This is a genomic window from Alteromonas sp. 76-1, from assembly GCF_900654235.1.
Taxonomy (GTDB): Bacteria; Pseudomonadota; Gammaproteobacteria; order Enterobacterales; family Alteromonadaceae; genus Alteromonas; species Alteromonas naphthalenivorans.
This window is the reverse complement of record NZ_LR136958.1, coordinates 357141-380245: the sequence shown is the minus strand read 5'-3', so window position 1 is coordinate 380245 and position 23105 is coordinate 357141. Positions and strand designations below refer to the sequence as shown.

Here is a 23105-nt window from a genome sequence, read left to right as displayed (position 1 = left end):
TTTATCCCTCCAATCTAATTGGTTTAACACCATGGCTATAGCGTAACTTGATGTACTCAATAGCATCAGTAACATCATGTTTAATCATCAACATAGCAGGTATCAAAACTAGCGTGATTAGGGTAGCGAATAAAATACCATAGCCCAACGATGCCGCTGCTGGAATTAAAAATTGCGCCTGTAAAGAGGTTTCACTTAACAAGGGTAGCAAACCAGCAAATGTAGTAAACGAAGTCAGAATTATCGCCCGCAGTCTACCGTTACACGCGCCAATAATCGCATCTTGTGGGTTGGCAATTTGGGCCTTACGTAAAGCATTGTACTTTGATACAAGCAAAATTCCGTCATTAACCACTACCCCGCTCAGCGCAAAAATACCATTTAATGATAAAATACTGAGGGTAAGGTCGCTAAACCAGTGCCCTAAAATAGCACCAATTATGCCGAAAGGAATTACCATCATTATGATAAGAGGTTGAGCATAAGATTTCAAAGGAACCGCTAATAGGGAGTAAATTACCAGTATGGTAAGAGCAAACATGCTCGTCATAGAACTTGTTGTTTCGGCTTGCTCTTCAGCTTCTCCGGCAAAAGAAATACGTAAATCATTGTATTTTAATGATAACCCCCCAATAACATCGCTCTTCACCTGTTTTACTAGCTGATTTGGTGATAGAACATTTTTATCTACCGTTGCAGAAATAAAGACAGCTCTCTCACCATTAATTCGAGATATTTCTTGAGGTTGATATACGGTTTCAACGACTGCAATACTCATTAGTGGAACAACAGTTCCATCGGGTGTCCGAATGTTTGCCCGTTCAATATCGCCTATGGTCTGTCTATCATCGGCGGGATAACGCACTCTTACCTTGACTTCATCATCTTCACGTTGAAAACGCTGAACAATTGCGCCACCAAATGATTGCAATACTTGAGTCGCTAGTGATGAACTATCCATACCTAAGGCTCGTCCTTGTTCGGTCAAGACAAAACGGTATGTTGGTTCACCCAAATCTAAATTATGATCAATACCACTCACTCCATTTACAGTCTGTAAATATGCGGTTAGTTCATCTCCTGCGGACTGCAGAACATCGCTATCCAAAGCTTTTAGTTCCACCTTAAAGCTATCTATTACCTCTAAGGTTGATAAAACCTTAATCTTTTTTGCACCTTCCAATTGACCTATAGATTGTTGCCAGCGCTCGGCAAATTCGGAAATAGTGTATTGAGCGGAATTGTTTAATTCTATCCGTATCGAACCATCGTTATCTCCAGTAGCTATTACTTGAAGACTGCCAATACCAGATTCTTGGATACTATTTTGTTGCTGAAGTAACTGATCGACCTCTAACGCTGCTTGCTCTGAAACAAGCAAGTTTTGCTGCAGTTGGCCATAACTTGCATCATTGTACATTTTAATTTGTGCGTTAACTGTATCGCCATAAATCGCAGGAAAAAAGGCGACTTTAACTGCGCCGGTAAATAACATTGATATTACGAATATAAATAGAACCACAAATAGTAAAACAATGGCATAACGCCATGTTAACGCCAAACGAATAATAGGTGTGTAGATACGTTCATTAAACTTACCAAGCAGGCTATTTGCCATCTCTTGTATTTTTGACCACCAAGATTGCTTACCCTCATCTCTGGTGCTCATATTCGCTAAATGGCTGGGTAATATGAGTTTCGATTCCAACAAGGATAGTAGCAGGCAAATGACAACGACAGTGCCAAACTGGGCGTAGATTTGCCCTCCATAGCCAGCAATATTTGCCAGGCTGATAAAGGCAACAATAGTGGTTAACACACCAAATATGGTTGGTGTTGCGACTTTCATCGTGCCTTTTATTGTACTTGCTATGGAGTCACCTTCATTTTTACGTGTACTATATATACTCTCTCCTACCACCACAGCGTCATCTACGACAATCCCCAAAGCCATAATGAACCCTAGGGTAGTAAGCTCGTTAATGGTGAGGTCAAAGAATGTATCAGTCATAAAATAAAGGGTGCCTAAAAAGACAAAAGGTAGCCCTACCGCTACCCAAAAAGCTACTCTTAGATTAAGAAAAATAGCTAGAACAAAAAATACCAACGCTATCCCAGTGAGTGCATTGGTCACCAGTAAGGTTAAACGCTCAGTGATCAGCGTACTTTGATCGTGCCAAGTATCTATGGATAAAGTATCTGGCATAATTGAACTAGTTTTCCATTGCTGGACCACTTCATTGGCTTGCTTAACAATGTCGACAACGTCACTGCGTTCATCAACAAGGATTTGGATGGCGGTAGCATTTTGCTGATTATATCGGGATAATACGAAGATGTTTTCTTCAAAGCTATTGCTTACTTTAGCAACATCACCCAATCTAATAACTGTGCCATCGGTACTTGTTAAAAAAGGAATTTGACTGAAACCCTCAAGGTCATAGGCTTGGTCGGTAACTTTCAGACGAACAGATTTATCTTTATATCGCAGACTAGTAGTGAGAGCTGCACCCGATTCTGCATTAATGACATCTGATACATCGCTAAATGTCAGCCCATATGCTTGGAGTTTCGCTTCATTAACTTCCACTGATATTATAGGTTCAGCTTTAGCCTGAATGACAAGATCTCTTATTGCAGGTTGTCTACGCAGATCATCTCGCAACCTTTCGGTTAATGATTGTAATTGCACTCTATCAACATCACCATATAACTGTATCCAGATCGCATGTTCTCGTTGACGTGCTTTATTAATAACTGGTCTTTCCGCTTCCTCAGGAAAGTTGAAAATGGCATCCACTTTGGTTTTGACATCCGCTAATAAAACATCAAGATCATAGTCACTTTGCTTTTCTACCGTTATTTCACTTCCTCTACCATCAGATACAGAAGTGATGCGTTTTATACCAGGCACTAAATCAAGTGCATTTTCGACTTTTATCGCAATGCCTTCCTCTGCCTGGATAGGATCACCGCTATCAAATTTGATTGATACTGTTAATCTACTGGGATCAAGACTAGGGAAAGCCTCTTTTCTTAGGGAGCTAAGTGATAATAACCCGACTACGATGACAGCGATTAAAAGTAAATTTGCAGCGACTGGGTTATTAACAAACCATGCAACTATGCTACGATTATTGTCCATCAGTTTTTAGCCCCATTAACTTGAACCAACATACCCTCTTTAAAATGACTAAGTGGGCGTTTGACTATATGCTTTATTCCAGTTGCCTCAGAACTCAACGGGCTAACGTAGGTATTTTCATCAATGTCAAAAGAGCGCTTGGCTTTTATTTTTCGTAATTCACCACTGCCTTCGACAAACCACAGATTTCCTTCCTGCGAAACTGCAGAGGCGGGCAGTTCCCACAGGTTATTTATTAATTTACCTTTGATATCTGCTCGCACAAAGGTTCCAGGGTACAAGCCTGTTCCATGTTTAAAAGGATTGAGTACCGATAATATGACAGCACGTTGACGAGTATCGCTGGATATATGCCTTTCAATGCGCTCGATATCTGCCTGCCATGTTGCAATTCCGCTAGCACTTATAATTGTTACTGATTGTTGATCTTTCGCCAAATCAACTTGAGATGGCATATCTGCCCACTGGTCATCAGACAATGGCACTCTGATTTCAACTTTTTCTGTACTATATATAGTGGCAATTTGTGTTCCTATTTGAAGTACGCTCCCCGGTTGCACATCACGAGTCACAATTAGGGCTTCAAAGGGTGCTCGAATCAGGGTGTTTTTTAAATCTCGTTTTGCTTTAGCTACATCGGCTTTTGCACTTTCGACTTTCGCTTTTACTAATGCTAATTGAGGTGAACGAAGAACTAACTCAGATGCCGGCTGCCCGTTAAGACCTGACCGTTCCCATTCGTTCAAAGCCTGCTTACTCTTGCGTTCTTCTTCTAACAGATTCAATTGTGCCTGAGCCAAGGTCGATTTTGCTCCAGCAAGTGCTTGCTCGTAATTGGTTGATTCGATTTGTGCTAAAACTGTCCCTTCTGGGACTATTTTTCCTGTATGGAAATGTTCAGATAACAAGTTAACTCGTCCAACAATTTCACTTGTTAACAAAAGTTCATGAGTTGAGCGAGCTTCACCATAACCGACAATAACAGGTCGATATTCACCTAAATTTGCCTCAGTAACACTGACTTTAGGCCTTTTTGCAATAGGAATTTCTCTAATTGCAATATCGACAGATTCACTATCAGAGGCAGTGGGAAGTGATTCCGCTTTAGAAGAACTAAGACTCAGTACTGAGACTGTAGTAGCGATAAAAATAACGATAAAAATGAAAACAAGATTTTTAATAGACATTAGATTACTCCTAATCCGAGTGCTAGGCCCAGGTCGATACGATTTGCTAGACGATTGTAAGTAACCTGTATTAATTGAGACTGTAAATCATAGGTTTGCTCTTGGGTGGACAGCAAATCAAAAATATCCACCAATCCTTGTTGGTATTTTTCACGAAACGAGTAGTAACTTCTTTGTGCGCTTTCTATAGCATCCTGAAGATGTTCCTGCTGCGCCTTTAAATTAGTTTCCTTGGATAAAGCTATTTCTACTTCACTTATAGCCTCAAGTAATGTTTCTTGATATATCCAAACTTGCTGTGCCAATTCTAATTCTGCAATACTTGCTTGGGTACTCAATCGTCCACCTTGAAATATGGGGGCTGAAAGTTGACCTAAAATTTGCCAAATAGGATCTGTAAGTAAAGAAGCAAGGGGTGAAGTATCAGTCTCCGACAATGTTGCCGATAATGATAATGAAGGTAACATTGCCTTATAAGCTGCATCGGTTCTAAACGCCTCTGCTTCAATAGAGAAAAAACTTGCTCTAACATCAGGTCTTTGTGAAAGATTCTGCACTGGCATATAGGCGGTAGGCATTAATACTTCGGGGAAAAATAACTCACTATCTTCAATCTTTACTTCTGTACTAAACACACCGACGAGTAAATTGAGCGTCTGCTTTGCTTCAAACTTTTGTTGTTTTTTATCAGCAATATTTGCTTTAGTTTGAGAAACGCTCGCTCTGGCATTATCTAATGAGTCCAAATTATCCAAGCCAGAGCCATATCGAGATTCAATTAATTCAAGATTTTGTAGTTGGTTTTCCAAACGTGAATACTCAATTTCAATTAGCTTTTGTTGTAACGCGATATCCAACCAAGCGCGCATAACATTGGTGACAAGTAGATTTCTGACTTGAGCTAACTCTTGTTTCTGCGACTCTATATCTAGCAATGCAGCGTTTTTTTCATCGTTCAGCTTGTTCCATAAATCGATTTCCCAGCTCGTGCTCAGTGCAGTGGTATATCTATTTTGCACTACGTCTTCTGTTCGCTGTCCGCTGACACCTAATTCAACAGAGGGTTGAAGTTGCGCACTGACTATGTCCGCTTGATAGTAGACGATGTTCAGGGCCTGAATGCTTTGTTGAAGTTCTGGATTACCATCTAAGGCCTGTGTGATGTAAGCATTCAACGCTGGTATTTCAATTAGCTCGTTTAAGCACAGTCTTTTGCTTGAATTCGTTGTTAAGGATATATGATTGCTAGCTTTGGCAAGGGCTAGTTCAGTACGGACCGAAAAATCGTTCAACTTCGCTTTATAATCTTGGCTTTTTCCAAGACCTGCACAGCCTGTAAGAAGCAAGGCTAAGCTCACAATGACTATATTCGTGCGACTGAAAGTTGATAAATTATTCATATGCTCCTCCAAGATATGAATTTCATATTACCGAAAGAGTGGTTAAGAAAAGGTTAAGAAAATCGAATTTGATTTAAAAAATTTAATTTTGGAGTGGTCAAAAAAGCGTCTAAGCCTTAAAGAATGTGACGTTGCAGAGAGAAAAAAAAATTCCAATTATTTTAAATTTTTTTTTAGAACAAAAAAAATATTTGTTGGATGCCTTGTTTTTACTGGGATACAGAGGATTTATAGATTATTTGAAATAAAACAAAAAAAATTTGACATGCGAAATTTACTGTGCAAGTTTTAAAAGGCCAGCACGGAGAACATTTTCAGAAATGTCATTTGTAACTTGGAAAGGTTGCAATTGAACCTGACAGAGTTTCGCTAAACGACAAGAAGGGAATTGCCGTCGTGCAGGTACAATTAAAAAAACAACGAGCATATTGCTCATAAATTTATTAAGGAAATAATATGAACACTTTAAAATTTTACAACTCATCAGAAAACAAAGTAGAAAGTCAAGAAGCAGTAAAAATGGCTGGACGTTGTACTTGTTGCTGCATTGATTTTCTTGAATAAGAATAACCTATTCAAGAAAAACATTACTTTCTAGCTAGTTTCTACAAAAATTATAGAATTAGTGTAGAACTATTTTTGGCTAGCGTTTAGCTTGGTGGTTCAGTGATCTCGGTTCGTCAAAACTTGTCACTGAACCATATATACATGATAAACACAAGGAAGTTCACCATGCTAACTATTAATACAAGGGACAGAGATATAAACAATCTCTTGCCTAATCTTCATTTCGAATCTGTAAAAGACTGTATAAGTCCTTCCGTTCAAATTACAAAGTTAAAATATCGCAACTTGTCATTTAATAATATGACCATTTAGCAGCTAGTATACACAAATTTATACGAGCAGGTAAATAGATTGGATCAAAATAATTTACTTACGGTAAAAATATAATTTTTCCCAGCATTTAATAAAGTAAATGTCTTCCATAACTTACCATCAATAAATGAAGTTCAACTAAATACTTTAATCTGGTGAAATTATGCCTTACTACCTAGAACCATCACTAAATGTAACTGTAGTATCTCCGACAAAAGTACAATTGTCCAACTGTGCCAACGAAATAACACTAGAGCACCAGAATGTAAATCTCAAAGACTTTTTAGGCTTAGTAGATAACCCAAATTTTCCCGCTTGCCTGGAAGAGCAAAGTAACTCCGACGTTTTAAATGAGATATTCAAATTTTTTATTGCACATCATTTTTTAGTATGTAAAGCAGTAGAAAATCACGATGCTCTTAGCCTTGATTTGCAAGTACAGAATAAAATCACTATTCCTGATTATGAGACTACTTACCCAAAATGCATGAAAAACATTGATCTCAACACGGTAAATGTATTTGGCAAGGGCGTGCTTTTTGCTCGAGTAGTGAAAGAGCTAATAAACCAAAGCATACAGGTTTTCGAAAACCCAGAGCCTGATAAAATGGGAAGTGGCATTTTACTATGTTGCTCAGATCGACCAAACGCCGCTTTTTTTAAGCAAATAAATGCCATTGCTAATAAGGAGAAAATCCCAGCCTTATTTGCTCAACTGAATTCAAATACTGCTGTGGTTGGCCCCTTGGTAGTCCCTGACGAAACTAGTTGTTACAGCTGTTACGTGCACAGAGCTGAGCCAAACATTAATTTCGTAGAAGAAGCTGCCGCCATACAACAAAACAAAGGCAACTTATTGGCAAGTAAAGCAGTGCCTTCGTTGTACGCACTAGAAACCTGTTTCCACGTAATTTCTCAGATAGTTAAGTTTCAAAATAGAGCATTTCATCTTTGTCTTATCAATGAAGTTCTAGAGCTTAATTTGTTGGACTACCAACTGGATATTCGTCCAGTCATTCGAGTCCCCCGTTGTGAACATTGCTATTCTGAAAAAAACGCGTTGCCTGCTACGGCAGTTAGAGCTTTAATCTAGGAGACGGGTATGAGAGACACATCTTACAATAGATTACCGGTATCAGATAAATTGCAGTCAGTGCTAAATCAACTTGTAGACAATAAAACAGGCTTAATTAAGCAGTTGGTTGAAATCCCTCTACAAGCGGCAGAAAGCGGTCTATATATTTATTCGGCTGAATGTTCTGACACGCGCTATGCCATTGAGCTTAAACACTCAGAAAAAGGGCGGGCACAGCAGCTTGCTTCGGGGGCAGCCTTAGATCCAGAAGAGGCGTTATGGTCAACTGTTGGCGAGGCGTGTGAGAGATATATTGCATCTTATTTTTTTATCGACCAAACCATTTATGCTAATCAGAAAACGCTTGGTAAAAAGGTCGTGCCTTTAGAAGACTATGTTCTTTTCAGTGATGAGCAATATGAACGTGACTCATTTAGATATCATCGACCAGATGCAAATAAAGAAATTTACTGGGCGGAAGGCTATTCATTAGACGCCCATGAACCTACTTATTTACCAGCTCAAATGGTGTGGTTGGGTTTTCCTCACAAAAAAGAAAATGAAGTTATCTTCACACAAATTAGCACTGGTCTTGCCGCAGGTGCAACGATGGATCACGCAGTTTTAACCGGTTTGCGCGAAGTTGTTGAAAGAGACGCTTTTACGACACATTGGTTATTAAAAAATACTCCGAAGAAGATCCGTCTCGATAATGTGACAGAAAAGCACCCTCAAATAGCCTCGCTATTGAAAAATACTAAGCTTGAAATTCACCTATTGTGGATGCAGACAGACTTAAATATTCCATGCGTAACTTGCGTTATTAGATTACCTAAAAAAGCGGGCATTTCCGTAGGTATGTCTTGCCATCTGGACAGCATTATTGCGTCTGAAAAGGCAATAGTAGAGGCCTTACATACTTACAACTGGATTTTGGAGATGAGAAGAAGCTCTCTGAAAATGACCGAGAAGTCAGAAATTACTGACTTTGAACATCATATCCGCTACTACTTCAATTCTGAAAACCATCAGTTTTTGGAGTTTTTGTTAGACGGTGAGTATTTGGATACGGAAACGTTTTACGCTAATAGATTTTCTGATGATAACTACAGTGTACAACTCAAAGAAATATTAAAGCGGATAAAAGCTGCAGGTTATGAGTCCTATGCCGTGGATATTTCCAAATCAGAGTTTACCGATTTAGATATCTTTGCAGCAAAGGCTGTGATCCCTGGTTTGCAACCATTACATGTTGGCCTTGGAGTGGAGTATCTAGATACCAAGCGACTCGAAAAAATAGCTAAGCGTTGGAATATCACTTTTCCTGAGACATTAAACCTTGAACCTCATCCATTTCCTTAATATAGGACAAAATTTATGTCTACATTAAAAAGAAAATCAAAAAGTACGTCTATCGAAAATCGATGGCTCGCGTCGCAAGCGGCGATGCTTCACGAGTACACGAAGTATAGCGAAATGGAACTGATGAAGAAGTCGCCTCGTATCCTTGAATATATGAGTGCTCCTCGAAACATTTTAGAAACGGCTAGGAATTTTAAAGAGTATTTGACAGAAGATGCCATACCATTGCTTGAACCTGAATCTCTGGATGTGAATTTTTATAGTTTATTAAAGAATCGTAGAAGCTGTCATAATTTCTCTGGTCAAGCGACGAGCTTTCAGCAGATCTCAAATCTATTGGGGTGGGCTGCTGGAGTTACAGGAACCAGAAAAATTAAAAATTTAGGCTTGGAAGATGAAGTTCTCACTATGCGTTCATATCCTTCGGGTGGCGGGTTGTACCCTTGTGAAACTTATATTATCGCTCTTAACGTCGAAGAATTGGATGAGGGTGTGTATCACTACAACAACATAAAACACGCCTTGGACCCTATCGATTTAAATATAGACCGTAAGGAGTTAATTCGTATTTTTCTTGCGGAAGATTTCTCTAACAAAATTGGTTTTATGCTGATAGTCACTTCTATGTTTGAGCGACAAGTCACTAAGTATAGTGACCGTGCTTATAGACTTTCACTTATAGAATCTGGGCACCTAATGCAAAACGTGTTGTTATCGGCTACGGCTCAAAATCTTGCTAGCCTCTCTTGGGGTGGCTACATGGATAACGAAGTTTCTGCCTTGTTAAAAACAGACGTATTGAGTGAGCCACCTGTTCATGTCGCTTTTGTGGGTAAAGGAGCAAGCTAGTGGTCAATGCAGCTGAGAAAATCTTTATTTTGGAAGCCGAGCTAGCAAAAGATCCTTATCGGGTAGATTTGCTTTTCGAAAAAGGGCTCTGGTGCCTATTAAGCTACAATTTGGCAGGCATAGAAAAAGTAACCGATACACTAGCTAGACTGCCAGGAATTGATGATCAGAATAAACTATTGATGTCTTTGCTAGATGGCTCAAAAACACTAATATCAAACGGGCATTTCTGGTTTGTTTTCCCTAGAAATAGTCACCCCGATGGTCAGCAGATCATCATTGACTTAGCAGTGACTCATTACAAGAGCTTAACTCAAATAAAAGGGCTTTCAGTAGAGTCAATAATCTTGTTTGAAATAACGCAAGCCCCAGTATCGTTGTTAGATTATTCAATTAAGGGGCTCAGCCACATCAAACTAAGTGGCAACCTAGATACGCCGGAAAAATTCAGCGCGGCGATCGCCCATGAGTTAAGCCATGTGTTTTGGCCGTGTAAAAACAGAGTGCTTAGTGAAGGGATTGCTTTGTTTTATGAATGTCTATTATCACCACGTGAAGCGTATATTTCTTCGCATGAGAAAGCTTTCAGTTATATAGATAAATACTCTGGAATTATTCCCTCAATAGAGTCTTTACTATCAAATAGCTTTAAAAACGACGTTTTTTTTACTGACAACACCTCCTCTTCTGACGAGCAGTTTTTGATCTATAACCTTGCATATTTATTGATACATGACTTTTTGACCGATTCCAATTCAAAAGATGTCAACGCACTAATAAATCAAATTAATGAAAATGACGACGAGCAAGCTTTCACCGTGTTTTCTACTTTTTTTAAAAAACCATTAACTCGTTTTGTCCAGCCGCAAGCAATACCAGTTAAAAATAAAAAGAACTATATTAGCCTGGAACAAATTGAGTCTCGGATTCGCAGAGATAGATTATCGAATGAACACATTTCGTTTGATGAATATTACGATGATATTGTTGCGGACGCAGCCAATAGCGATAAAAATGGCGATCTCGTTAGTATACAAATCAGACTGCTATTGGTGAAGCTTTTCGAGCATGCCAGTAATAGAAAAAAGATCGACCTAATCTCCCTAGGCTTGATAGAAAATTTAACGACTTCACTGCCGCCTAGTAAGTTCTCACTGGAGCAGTCGTATTTTAAGGCTAAAACGAAACTGCTTAGGTTGCTCGTCAGCACCGATACAATGGAAAAGTTCAGTTTGCTCTCTGAAGTTGATGAACTCTTTAAAAAATCGTTAGGTGAACATTCCCTGAAAACAGAAGCTCATATTGATTATGCAAAATTTGAACTTGCCGCTCCCGCGACATTCGGCCGTGACTTACAGAAAGTGAACGATTTACTCTCAGAAGTAGAGACCGATGCTCACTATCAATGCGAAATAAACAAAGTTAGAGCTGACGTGGCACTCGTTTAAGGGAGAAAATATTATGTGTCTAGGTGTAACGAGTTTACGTTCTCACAAACGAGATAACTTTCAACTCGATGTGAGTGACATTCACATTGAAGAAAATCAGGCAGTGTCAATTATTGGTGCTAACGGCTCGGGGAAAACGACCTTCATGGAAACCCTTTTGGGTCTAAATTCTAGCGAGGCGAGAAACTTTTCGCTTTGGGGCATGAACATAAGAGATTTTGAAAAAGACTCTAAGAACAAAGCCAATTTAGGCGTGCAATTGCAGAAATCACAATATCATAAGGAAATGAAGATCAGTGATCTCGTTGGACTATACAAAGTTGTGTACGGCAAGTCTAGCAAATCGATCTTTGGGGCGCTAAACATCGAAGAGTTGATGCCTTTGAAATATGAAAAGTTATCTCGAGGCCAATGTCAGCGAATCGACCTATATCTTGCCTTTGCTCATGAGCCCAAGCTGCTTTTATTAGATGAACCAAATACTGGACTGGATGCAAAATACCAAAAAACACTATCAGATTTAATTAAACAGATGAAAGCTAAAGGCACAACTATTTTGATGGTTTCGCATTCTGCGGCTGAGATAGATGTATCCGAGAAAGTTATTTTAATGGAAAACGGGCGGGTCAAATTTTTTGATACTTATGCACAGGTGGTCGCTAAATCTGTTGGCAAGTTTAAACTTGTTGCGCGATGCGTTGACCAAAAAAGCTTCAATTTTGTCGCTAGTTATATCAAATCTCTCGATGATGTCATATCAGTAGATATAGATACTCAGCAACTAAATGTCATTGTGTATCTGCAGACCAATATTCTAAGTAAGCTTATTAAGTCTTTTGGAGACGATGTTTTTTCAAATATTAGCATTAGTGAGTGTGGTTTAAACGATATCGTTTCAACTATTTCTAACTGTAGGGAACAACAGTGAACAAATTTTTAGAATTAGTAAAAATTGAACTTAAGGTATATGTTCGAGATCATATTGCGTTGTTTTGGACCTTCTTGTTTCCGTTTTTTATCCTAGTTATTTTTATGTCAATCTCCCCATCTAGAGATAATTCACAGGCCACAGACGTGGTATTTATTGAGCATGACGCTAGTGATAAAGCACGAGACTACTTTACTGAATTAGAGGCAAGCATTACTAAAAGTCCTGTAACCGTTTCTTTCAGTTCGGTTTCAACCTTTGAAGCAGATGCCGACTTTCCAAGCAATCAGCTTCGCATTGCACTGATGCAAGATACTAATGACAACCAACCTCTGTTACAAATTACCCATGCAAGTAAACCAACACAAGCGTCACTTGTTTTACTTAATATTATTGAGCTGTTGGCAGGAAGCCGTGAGTTTCAGAATAACACCACTACTAATGCCTACAAAATCGTTATTCAAGCGCACGAGTCGGACTCGGCGAGATCAGGAATAGAAGGTGCCCGAAGCCTGACGATAGGCTTAATATGCATGTCAATAATGTCTACTTGCTTCTTTGGGTTTTCGGTCGTGTTAGTGCAACTGAGGGCGGCAAATGCGCTTAAAATGTATCAGGTAATGCCTTTGCACAAGGCCATATATTCTAGTGCATTTATGATTAGTCGCGTGCTTATCATCTTAATCTTCGCGATCGTTTTTATTGTTATTGCAGATTTACTCTATGGCATTGGCATTACTTATACCTTCGGTAATTTTGTGAGTTTTATTGCGCTGGTTTCAATAGGAGCGATGACGTTTATTAGTATCGGCATTTTAGTCGCTTCCAGAGTCAGCTCAGTAAGTGCTGCCAACGGTATCATTAATGTTCTGTATTTTCCCTTGGTTTTTCTCAGCGGTCTTTTCTTCCCAATCAGTTCGAATTTCGAGTGGTTGAATACCATCGCCTCCTATCTTCCTCTTAAGGAGTATGCCGAAATGTTCGAGCAGATAATCTTTACTGAGACTAGCTTCTTAAGCTTCACTAGTACTTTGATATTAATGCTCGTATGGGGAGGCATCCCATTTTTAATTTCTCAAAGTAATTTTGTATGGAATGCAGATAGGTAACTCATGTCCTAGCACTTTTTTAACTATTAAATGTCGGTAAATTATTATGGAAAATATAGAAGCTAACTTAAAGACAGCCCGTTCATACACCAAAGTTGAATTGGAAGATAAAGAACTTTACCAACGTGAGCTGGCTCTTCTTAGTTCCCAGTGGATATTTATCGATCATATTTCTAGTTTTAAAAAAGTAGGGGATTACAAAGTCTATGAGCTTCTCGAAGAGTCAGTTATCGTGGTCAAAACTGAGTATGGTTTTTCTGGACACCTTAATTTTTGCTCTCATCGAGGGTCTACTTTGTGTGAAAAAAAACAAGGTCACGCTAAAGCCTTCACTTGTCCTTATCACAACTGGTCCTTTGAAATTGACGGCAAATTAAAAAGTGCCCCATCTTGCTCAATGACTAGCTTACAGAAAAGCGAAAATAGTTTAAAAAAAGTCGATATTAAGGATGTTGAAGGAATACTTTTTGCTGGCTTAAACGTAGGGTCAATGGTCGATTTTGAAACCGTAAAACGAGAATTGAATCCTCTTTTTTCATGGCAAGGTTTAAGTAAAGCAAAGGTTGCTCATACCTGCACTTTCACCCTAAGCGCTAATTGGAAGTTGGCCGTAGACAACTTTATGGAATGCTACCATTGTTATGCTAATCATCCAGAAATGTGTAAGCAATTGATCCATCCTAAGGTCACCTCAACCGAATCTCCTACCCAATATAAACAGTTTGAAAAGGTGTATGTCGACTGGTGTCAGAAAACGGCGGTTTTGGGTCATCCAATAGGTGGTGATCAGAATGTCGATGTCAATGCCGATCAGTTTATAGTTACACTTCGTTCAGTGTTAAATACGAACACCGCGTCCTATGGCAAAGATGGGGAATCATTGGCTCCATTAATGGGTAAATACAAAGTCAATGATAATGGCGAAACTTTTGGTTTTTGTGGACCCATGACACACTTTAGTATGCCTACCGATTTTGCTTTTATATTTAGGATCAATGTGAGATCAATTAGTGAAACAACTATTGAGCTACACTGGCTAGTTGATGAAGATGCAAAGGAAGATGTAGATTACAATGTCACTGATTTAAGCTGGTTTTGGAAGACAACAATGAAGCAGGATATTATCGCTATAGAGAGAGCTGCAGCCGGGGCTCGTTCCAGATTTTTTCAACCTGCTGTTTACAACGCTTTGGAACACAATAGTGCATTATTTTCTATATGGTATCGAGAAAGGATTGCAGCTATTTCCCAAAACGCTACTAGTCGAGTTCCAGCGCCCAACGGTGCTCTTTTATTACGTTCTAGCAGTTAAAATTTTCCAACACAACGCGCGGTGCAGCCGCAGGGGCACGCCAGCGTGTTCCGCTAACTTGATACAACAACCTAGATCAAAAAAGCCCCGCAATTGCTTGCAGGGCTTTGTTGAATAATGGTGCCTCGACCCGGGATTGTAACGCGCGGTGCAGCCGCAGGGGCACGCCAGCGTATTCCGCTAACTTGATACAACAACCTAGATCAAAAAAGCCCCGCAATTGCTTGCAGGGCTTCCTGAATAATGGTGCCTCGACCCGGGATTGTAACGCGCGGTGCAGCCGCAGGGGCACGCCAGCGTGTTCCGCTAACTTGATACAACAACCTAGATCAAAAAAGCCCCGCAATTGCTTGCAGGGCTTTGTTGAATAATGGTGCCTCGACCCGGGATTGTAACGCGCGGTGCAGCCGCAGGGGCACGCCAGCGTGTTCCGCTAACTTGATACAACAACCTAGATCAAAAAAGCCCCGCAATTGCTTGCAGGGCTTTGTTGAATAATGGTGCCTCGACCCGGGATTGTAACGCGCGGTGCAGCCGCAGGGGCACGCCAGCGTGTTCCGCTAACTTGATACAACAACCTAGATCAAAAAAGCCCCGCAATTGCTTGCAGGGCTTTGTTGAATAATGGTGCCTCGACCCGGGATTGTAACGCGCGGTGCAGCCGCAGGGGCACGCCAGCGTGTTCCGCTAACTTGATACAACAACCTAGATCAAAAAAGCCCCGCAATTGCTTGCAGGGCTTCCTGAATAATGGTGCCTCGACCCGGGATCGAACCAGGGACACGCGGATTTTCAATCCGCTGCTCTACCAACTGAGCTATCGAGGCAAAATCTTTTAGCGTTTGGGCGTTTGCTGCCTGTCTCGCTGTGGGTGCGTATTAAACGGATTTCCGACTAACAAGTCAACCGTTTTTGTCGGTTTTTTTTCGGTTTTGTTACCGTTTGCACATTGTTTATGCAAATTACGCTTTTTTGATTACTTTTCAGGCGGAACATAGCCTTCAATTGTCGGTTCTACGCCGTCGAACAAGTAAGCCGACATACTTTGCTCTAAAAACTGTCTGGCGGTCGGTTCCATCATATTTAACTTATTTTCGTTAATTAGCATGGTTTGTTTCTTTTGCCAGTCGGCCCATGCTTCTTTCGAAATGTTGTCGTAAATACGTTTTCCTAGCTCACCAGGGTAAAGCTGAAAATCTAAGCCGTCCGCTTCTTTTTGTAAACGCTGGCAAAATACCACTCTACTCATTGTATGTCCTTAACCTATTCGATGCGCTAAAGCACATGCACTAATTGTTGAATGATTTTCTTAGTAGGAGCTGCTAAACCTACCTCAATAGGTTCGTTAAACATAAACCACTGGGCTTTTTGTTCTGCCACCTGCTTTCTGGGTACAGAGTTTACCACGGCAAACACCGGTGTTATATCCAAATGAAAATGGCTAAAGGTATGCCTAAACGCCGTTTGGGTTTCAAATGAACTGGTTTCAATACCTCGTTTGGCAAGTTCTGCTTCTGCACTTTCTATATCTTGGGCTTCAATAAAACCATATAAACCGCCCCACAGGCCGCTAGAAGGCCGCTGTTCCAAATAAACCTGCTGTTGGAACAATGGCACTATTAGTAACGTACTTCGCTCTGGAATCGCTTTCTTGGGCTTTTTACCGGGGAATTCAGTTTGTGCCCCTTGAGCATATGCTAAGCAATCATGTTGTAACGGGCATTCATCACACTTTGGTTTGCTACGCGTACATACCATGGCCCCCAAATCCATCATCACCTGAGTGTAGTTGGCACTGCGTTTTTCAGGCGTATTCTTTTCTGCCACTTCCCACAACGCATTTTCTACCGCTTTTTGGCCAGGCCAGCCGCCAATAGCGTAATAGCGAGCAAGCACGCGTTTTACGTTGCCATCTAATATAGGGTGGCGCTGATTTCGTGAAATAGACAATACCGCACCCGCAGTAGAGCGCCCTATTCCAGGTAAGGCAATAACATCGTCTATATTGTCAGGAAACGTACCGCCATGATCTTCTACTATTTGCTTCGCCGCTTTATGTAAGTTTCTAGCGCGGGCGTAGTAACCTAAACCCGTCCAATGATGCAGTACGTCATCTTGCGCTGCATTAGCAAGCTCCCCCACACTGGGGAAAGATTGCATAAACCGCTCAAAATACGGAATGACGGTGGTGACTTGCGTTTGCTGTAGCATAATCTCAGATACCCACACTTTGTACGGGGTAATATCTTGTTGCCATGGCAGATGCTTGCGGCCATGAATGTCGTACCAAGCAAGTACTCGCTCAGCAAAAGTATTTGGGGTAACCATATTTGTCATAAAAACTGCGCAATGAATGACCGTTAGCTACATTTAATAGCCATTAGGTTTTATTGATAAATGGCCTGCTATGTTAGCATGTGAAGGTATAAATGTATTTTAGGAGTCTTTGTGACCACCAGCGCCCCTGTTCTATTTTTACCCGGAACCTTATGCGATGAACGTGTTTGGTTGCCCGTTTGGCAACGCATGAAAATTTCCCAACGTCGCTATGTCCCTTTACAGTGGGCGGCGACTAAAGACGACATGCTAGCGCTTACTTCTGATCGCGTTATTCAAGATGAAAAAGTCCACTTGGTGGGCTTTTCCATGGGTGGCTACGTTGCCGCGCTATGGGCATCGCAGAATATGGAGCACGTGGCGTCTATTACGCTTATTGGATACGATGCTAAAGGCTTATCGAAAGAAGAGATAGCAAGGCGCAAGCAGCTGATCACTATGCTAAACAGTGGCGACTTCAAGCCAGAAACCCCTGCCTATTTCACGCGTTTTGTGCATCCAACTCATCAGGAAAGTCCTGATGTAATGGGCGTTGTACAGTCTATGGCAGAAGATTTAGGCAAAAATACTTTGCTGGCTCATACGCAAGCCACAACGCCAAGGGAAGACTTTGTAAAAGCGTTGGCGAAATTGAAGGTGCCTGTCAATATTATTGCGGCAGCAGACGATGAAGTTGTGTCGCTTGCTTCGCTGCAAACTATGGCAGATAACATCGCCACGGCGAACATGTACAAGGTTGAAAATGCAGGCCATATGATGCTGCTGGAACAACCCGAAAAGCTTGCTACACTGCTTAGCAATTGTATAGATGTTTAAAAAAACCGCATTTTATGCGCTCTTTATTAAATATAGCGTTGCATAACATGCCGCTAACTGGATAATGCGCCACCAGTAAATTGGGGCAAGAAAGGTATTGCAAATGAGGCAATTCAAAAGCCAGGCCGAGGCTGAAGCCGCTGGTGTTCACGTAAGTAAAGTTAAAAGCTTTGTAAAGCGCGAAGGCCGCTTAACAAAAGCGCAAACCCGTGCCATTGAAGAATTTTGGCCAACCATGGGTATCGACTACCAAAATGCCGAACTGGATTTATCAGTGCTATTTGGCAGAACCGCGCCTGTTGTCATTGAAATTGGCTTTGGTATGGGCAAGTCCTTGGTAGAGATGGCAGCAGCTGCCCCTGAGAAAAATTTTATTGGCATTGAAGTGCATCGCCCAGGCGTTGGTGCTTGTTTAGCTGAAGCTGGCGAACAGGGTTTAACCAACTTGCGCGTGATGGATCATGACGCGGTTGAAGTGCTTAAGAATATGATCCCGGAGGGTGGCTTATCTCGGCTTCAATTGTTCTTCCCCGATCCTTGGCATAAAAAGCGTCATCACAAGCGCCGTATTGTTCAACCCGAATTTGCTGCCCTTGTGCTAACCAAATTACAAAAAGGTGGCTGTTTCCATATGGCTACCGACTGGGAACCTTACGCAGAACACATGGCCGAAGTAATGAGTTCAACTTCAGGCTATGCAAATACTGCACAAGAAGGTACCTATGTGCCTCGCCCTGAATATCGACCTATCACTAAATTTGAAACCCGTGGCCAAAAGCTAGGTCATGGTGTTTGGGATCTTATTTACGAGCGAGCGCAGTAATGATTTTAACGCCCCAAAGCCAACTATTAGAACGCAATATCAACATTTTTGAGCAAGGCGAATGGTTGTTTATCAATCCTTCAGATGCCTACTTCCTTGATGCCCTTAAGCATAAAAATGTAACGGTAATGCACCAATACTTCGACATATTTTCTGAATGTGTTCGTGTGATATCTTCATCCAGCTTTGATAGCCGAGATATTACTAAAGAGGGCTTTGAGGTAGTACAAAAAGTGGGGGCGCACACTCATCACTTTACGCCATTTATGTGTAATGAACATACCCACACTGACGTGCTCATTTTTCTGCCTAAAGCGAAATCGCATTTCCAAATGTTATTGCGTATGGCAGCAGGTATGGTGGGTCAAAATGGCCGTATCCATGTAGTGGGCGAAAACAAAGGCGGTATAAAAAGCGCGGCTAAACTCATGCAACCTTACGGGGTTACGCATAAAGTGGACTCTGCCCGTCACTGCAGTTTAATTACCACCATTGTTGAACAGCCTCACTTAGCATTTGAACCAGAAGCTTGGCTTGAAACCGACACTTATGAGATTGGCAATACTAGCTGGCCTGTGTGCTCTTTACCTGGCGTATTTAGCCATGGCGAACTCGACAAGGGCACTAAACTACTACTAGAAAAACATACCTCGGGTATGAGCGGCAACGTATTAGACTTTGCTTGTGGCGCTGGGGTAATTGCTAGTTACTTAATGCTAACCTACCCTCACCTAAAAATGCAGCTGTCTGATATTAGCGCGCTTGCCATTTATGCCAGCGCGATGACATTAGCGGCCAATGGTCAGTCAGCCACCTTGCATGCTGCGAATGGTTTGTATGGCATCGAGGGTAAAGTACAGCATATTGTCACCAATCCACCATTTCATACTGGGCTTAAAACCGACTACACCATTACTAAGCGATTTATTGAAGATGCTCGTAAAATGCTAAGTCAAAACGGCACTTTGCAAATGGTTGCTAATCGTTTTCTGCCCTACCCGGGGCTATTGTCTGAACATTTTCCACGCGTGTTAACCACTGCACAAACCACACAATTTTCGTTGTATCAGGCTGCATAGTAATAGCACTTTTGCTAAAGCCTGTGCTAACGTAAATAGATTCCCCCTATATTCGATATATGGGGCTGAAGATATGTCAGCCCTAATTCGCGCAACAGCTATAGAGCCCACTCAGAGGCCATAGGCGCGTTCATATAATACGAGGCGTTCGTGTGAAAATTGTATTCGCTATCTCTGAAGTAGAAGAACTGGTAAAAACAGGTGGCTTAGCAGATGTAGGCAAAGCACTTCCACTTGCATTAAAAGACGCAGGAGAAGACGTAGTTATTGTTATGCCTTACTACAAGGTATTGGCAGACTCGTTAAACTTACCCTCGGCATGTGAAACACAAACGCTGTTCACCGAGTACAAAGTATATAATTTCGAAGTGCGTGTTATGGACTGGCATGGCATACCCGTATATTTCGTCGATTACCCTGAATACTTTATGCGTGAAGGTTTGTATTCCAACGCATACGAAGCCTATGAAGATAATGGCGAGCGCTTTTGTTTCTTTAGTGGCGCAGTATTGGCTACCCTTCAAGCTATCAATTATTCGCCAGACGTTATCCATTGCCACGATTGGCATACGGCCATGCTGCCTTACCTGACTGCTTACGATAACACCGGATTTTTTGACAAAACCCGTACCGTGTTCACTATTCACAATGCCGCGTTTCAAGGGGTAAACCTACTAGAAAAAGTACCGTTTCTACGCCACCACCCCGGCATACTGGCACAGGTTCATGGCGGTTATATCAATATGCTGCAATCGGGCATCGAGTTTGCGACAAAAGTAACCACGGTAAGCCCCCATTACGCGCAAGAGCTGTTAACCGATTTAGGCAGCCATGGCTTGCACGAGCGTTTGGTTAGACGCAAAACCGACCTTTCCGGCATATTAAACGGGTGCGACTATACGCAGTGGAACCCGGCTACAGATTCGTTTTTGCCAGAACATTATGACGTAGACAACTTACTGCCTAAACAAACCTGTAAGCACGCCCTACAAGAAAAGTCCGGCTTGCCGATGAATGTAAGCATTCCACTTATTGGTATGGTGTGTCGTCTTACCGAGCAGAAAGGGTTTGGCTATATTCTGCCTATTCTTGATGAACTGGTTCAGCATAATGTGCAAATCGTTATAGTAGGTACTGGCGATCCTAAAATGTGTATGGATTTAGGTGAATTTGCACAAAATCACCCTTCTCAGTTCGCTTTTATTAATGGGTTTAGCTCAGAGCACGCGCACCTAGTTGAGGCCGGCGCTGACTTTTTCTTAATGCCATCGCAGTTTGAACCTTGTGGACTGAATCAAATGTACAGTTTGGCCTACGGCACCATTCCTATTGTGCGAGCGGTAGGTGGCTTAAAAGACACAGTGGTGGATAACCGCCATAGCGAAGACGCTACCGGCTTTGTTTTTGAACAACCACGCCCTGAAGCCCTGCTTGCCTGTATTCGTCGCGCTTTACTGTTTTATTACGAGCATCCAGTGAAGTTCAGAGAAATGCAGCAAAGAGGCATGAACACCCGCTTTACGTGGGAACGTGCTGCTGGTGAATATATAAAACTTTACGAATCTATGTTCGTTTAAGTATGCGGCCTTTAGAGGCTTGTACGGCGTTTCTTTCTTTTTGTTAAAGAATGCGCCACTATTATTAAGCGTTCATTGAATTAGAAAATCTGATAATTAGTATGACAGAGCGGGCTATAAAACTTTCTATACGAAGTTTATTTTTGTGGGTGGTAATGACCATCGCCGCAATTTCGCTGGTAAGCACCTCCGGTTTGTCTATCTACACCCAAATAAATGCTTATCGATACGAATTGGATAACCGCGCGAATCTACTCGCTAAGATGACAGCTAACGCGGTTGCCAACCCGCTAAGAAATGCTAGCCAAGCATTGGTGGAAGAATCTTTGCAATTCTTAGATGCTGCTGACAAAGTTTTAAACGTTCATATCTATAAAACCTTACCGGATGGCTCTAATACCTTAAACGCCGTTGAACGTTTTGCTTCTTACAACAAAGGCGGCCAGTTACTTATTCCTGGAAAGCAAAAACAGCTAATCAATTTAGATCAAACTCCCTTACTTACCGAAGATAATGATTATTTAGAAAGTAGTCGGAAAATTTTTGACCAAGAGACCAATGAAGTTTTGGGATGGGTTTATCTTCGCATGTCTGCAGACGGGTTTAGCCAACACGTTATTAAAACGGTTCTGGTTAACCTTGGGGTTATGCTTTTCTTACTCGGATTCAGCTTTTTTCTAGCATTGCGCTTTCAGCGTCGTGCCACTGCGCCTATTGAAAAGCTTTCTTTTTTCTTACAGCGAACTTCTAGGCAGCGGGATTATTCAGCACGCGCAGAACCGTCGAATATTAAAGAAATAGATGTGCTGTCAGATGATGTAAATATTATGCTATCTCGCATACAAGAATACATGCACAGACAGCGTCAGGCCGAAGAGCAGCACAGAAAGCTAAATGCCAGCTTAGAAGAAATGGTAAGCCAACGCACTAATGCATTGAAAGACGCTAACCAAGAATTAATTCAAACCCTTGAAAAGCTACACGAGTTTCAACGTCAAATTGTACAAAATGAAAAAATGGCATCGTTGGGTGACATGGTTGCTGGGGTTGCCCACGAAGTTAACACCCCCATCGGTTTAGGGGTTACAGCCTCTACAATGATGCTCGACCGACTTGCGGTTATTGAAAGGGATTTTGAGAATAAAACCTTAAAAGCCAGTGCAATGAAACGTTTCATGGATGAAAGTCATGAAAATTTAAACATCATTTATCGCAATTTGAACCGCGCAGCCGAGCTAATTTCCAGTTTTAAACAGGTTGCAGTCGATCAATCGAGCGAAAGTAGCCGAACTTTTTGCTTTGCACAGCTAGTTAATGAGATACTACTGTCGTTACAGCCTCGCTTAAAAAAATTACAACACAACATCAACGTAGATTGCGACCCTACCTTATGCGTTGAAACGAAGGCTGGTCCTATTAATCAAATCATTATTAACCTTATTATGAATTCGGTTATTCATGGTTTTGAGAACATAGAAAAAGGCCAGATTGATATCTGTGCTGAATTAATTACAACGAACAAGCTAAAAATAGTGTATCGGGATAACGGCATCGGGATCCCATCAGATATTCGTAAACGTATTTTCGACCCTTTCGTAACCACAAAACGTGGACAAGGGGGGTCTGGATTAGGCATGCACTTAGTGTACAATTTAGTCACTCAAGCGCTCAATGGCTCTATCTCAATTACCAGCGAAGTAGGTAGTGGTGTAGAATTTGTTATTGTTTTTCCTGTTTCCAGTGCGAAAACGTCATAATACCTGTATAACTATTGAACTT

The 23105-nt window shown here is 41.3% G+C and carries 17 protein-coding genes and 1 tRNA gene; 12 read left to right on the top strand and 6 right to left on the bottom strand.

All coding sequences use genetic code 11. From position 1 onward, the window contains the following. Position 1: 1 nt before the first annotated feature. The 3 genes from ALT761_RS01540 to ALT761_RS01530 are packed head-to-tail and all read right to left on the bottom strand — an operon-like array spanning position 2 to position 5732. Positions 2-3145 carry an efflux RND transporter permease subunit gene (locus ALT761_RS01540; RefSeq protein ID WP_129735867.1) on the bottom strand — a complete coding sequence of 1048 codons (3144 nt, stop codon included), beginning with the start codon at positions 3143-3145 and terminating at the stop codon, positions 2-4. Then, complete coding sequence (locus tag ALT761_RS01535; RefSeq protein WP_129735865.1) at positions 3145-4332, bottom strand: efflux RND transporter periplasmic adaptor subunit; 1188 nt, start codon at positions 4330-4332, stop codon at positions 3145-3147. Before ALT761_RS01535 ends, ALT761_RS01540 begins: the two co-directional genes overlap by 1 nt. Then, positions 4332-5732 carry a TolC family protein gene (locus ALT761_RS01530; RefSeq protein WP_129735864.1) on the bottom strand — a complete coding sequence of 467 codons (1401 nt, stop codon included), beginning with the start codon at positions 5730-5732 and terminating at the stop codon, positions 4332-4334. Before ALT761_RS01530 ends, ALT761_RS01535 begins: the two co-directional genes overlap by 1 nt. A 1042-nt stretch (positions 5733-6774) precedes the next feature. Between ALT761_RS01530 and ALT761_RS01525 the strand changes: the two genes are divergently transcribed. From ALT761_RS01525 to ALT761_RS01495, 7 genes are read left to right on the top strand one after another with little or no spacing between them, the layout of a single operon-like run. Then, positions 6775-7704: a TOMM precursor leader peptide-binding protein gene (locus ALT761_RS01525; protein ID WP_129735862.1), complete on the top strand. Its 930-nt coding sequence runs from the start codon at positions 6775-6777 to the stop codon at positions 7702-7704. A 9-nt stretch (positions 7705-7713) separates the two neighbouring features. After that, a complete protein-coding gene (locus ALT761_RS01520) occupies positions 7714-9048 on the top strand; it encodes a YcaO-like family protein (protein ID WP_129735860.1) in 1335 nt (444 codons plus the stop codon). Positions 9049-9063: 15 nt separating this feature from the next. Beyond that, positions 9064-9897, top strand: coding sequence for a SagB/ThcOx family dehydrogenase (locus tag ALT761_RS01515; protein WP_129735858.1), 834 nt, complete (start codon positions 9064-9066; stop codon positions 9895-9897). Next, positions 9897-11345, top strand: coding sequence for a hypothetical protein (locus tag ALT761_RS01510; protein WP_129735857.1), 1449 nt, complete (start codon positions 9897-9899; stop codon positions 11343-11345). The genes ALT761_RS01515 and ALT761_RS01510 overlap by 1 nt, the downstream gene beginning before the upstream one ends. Before the next feature lie 13 nt (positions 11346-11358). Then, complete coding sequence (locus ALT761_RS01505) at positions 11359-12273, top strand: ATP-binding cassette domain-containing protein (protein WP_129735855.1); 915 nt, start codon at positions 11359-11361, stop codon at positions 12271-12273. Further along, on the top strand, positions 12270-13382 hold the full coding sequence (locus ALT761_RS01500) for an ABC transporter permease (RefSeq protein WP_129735854.1): 1113 nt from the start codon (positions 12270-12272) through the stop codon (positions 13380-13382). Before ALT761_RS01505 ends, ALT761_RS01500 begins: the two co-directional genes overlap by 4 nt. Before the next feature lie 46 nt (positions 13383-13428). Further along, positions 13429-14694 carry an aromatic ring-hydroxylating oxygenase subunit alpha gene (locus ALT761_RS01495; protein WP_129735850.1) on the top strand — a complete coding sequence of 422 codons (1266 nt, stop codon included), beginning with the start codon at positions 13429-13431 and terminating at the stop codon, positions 14692-14694. 751 nt (positions 14695-15445) lie between these two features. Here the strand turns inward: ALT761_RS01495 and ALT761_RS01490 are convergent. The 3 genes from ALT761_RS01490 to mutY form a co-directional block, all read right to left on the bottom strand. Then, positions 15446-15521 (bottom strand) — tRNA-Phe (locus tag ALT761_RS01490). 149 nt (positions 15522-15670) lie between these two features. Then, positions 15671-15943 carry an oxidative damage protection protein gene (locus ALT761_RS01485; protein WP_013785835.1) on the bottom strand — a complete coding sequence of 91 codons (273 nt, stop codon included), beginning with the start codon at positions 15941-15943 and terminating at the stop codon, positions 15671-15673. 26 nt (positions 15944-15969) lie between these two features. Continuing rightward, entirely contained in the window at positions 15970-17031 is a 1062-nt protein-coding gene (gene mutY, locus ALT761_RS01480; RefSeq protein ID WP_129735849.1) for an A/G-specific adenine glycosylase, read from the bottom strand. A gap of 111 nt (positions 17032-17142) precedes the next feature. Between mutY and ALT761_RS01475 the strand changes: the two genes are divergently transcribed. The 5 genes from ALT761_RS01475 (at position 17143) to ALT761_RS01455 (ending at position 23083) form a co-directional block, all read left to right on the top strand. Beyond that, the gene (locus ALT761_RS01475) at positions 17143-17847 is read left to right on the top strand and encodes an alpha/beta fold hydrolase (RefSeq protein ID WP_129735847.1); all 705 of its coding nucleotides are present in this window, start codon (positions 17143-17145) and stop codon (positions 17845-17847) included. Positions 17848-17950: 103 nt separating this feature from the next. After that, the gene (trmB, locus tag ALT761_RS01470; protein WP_129735845.1) at positions 17951-18670 is read left to right on the top strand and encodes a tRNA (guanosine(46)-N7)-methyltransferase TrmB; all 720 of its coding nucleotides are present in this window, start codon (positions 17951-17953) and stop codon (positions 18668-18670) included. After that, on the top strand, positions 18670-19749 hold the full coding sequence (locus tag ALT761_RS01465) for a methyltransferase (RefSeq protein ID WP_129735843.1): 1080 nt from the start codon (positions 18670-18672) through the stop codon (positions 19747-19749). The genes trmB and ALT761_RS01465 overlap by 1 nt, the downstream gene beginning before the upstream one ends. 152 nt (positions 19750-19901) lie before the next feature. Continuing rightward, a complete protein-coding gene (glgA, locus tag ALT761_RS01460) occupies positions 19902-21326 on the top strand; it encodes a glycogen synthase GlgA (RefSeq protein WP_013785840.1) in 1425 nt (474 codons plus the stop codon). Between the two features lie 101 nt (positions 21327-21427). Then, complete coding sequence (locus tag ALT761_RS01455; RefSeq protein WP_129735841.1) at positions 21428-23083, top strand: sensor histidine kinase; 1656 nt, start codon at positions 21428-21430, stop codon at positions 23081-23083. The last annotated feature ends 22 nt before the right edge of the window (positions 23084-23105 follow it).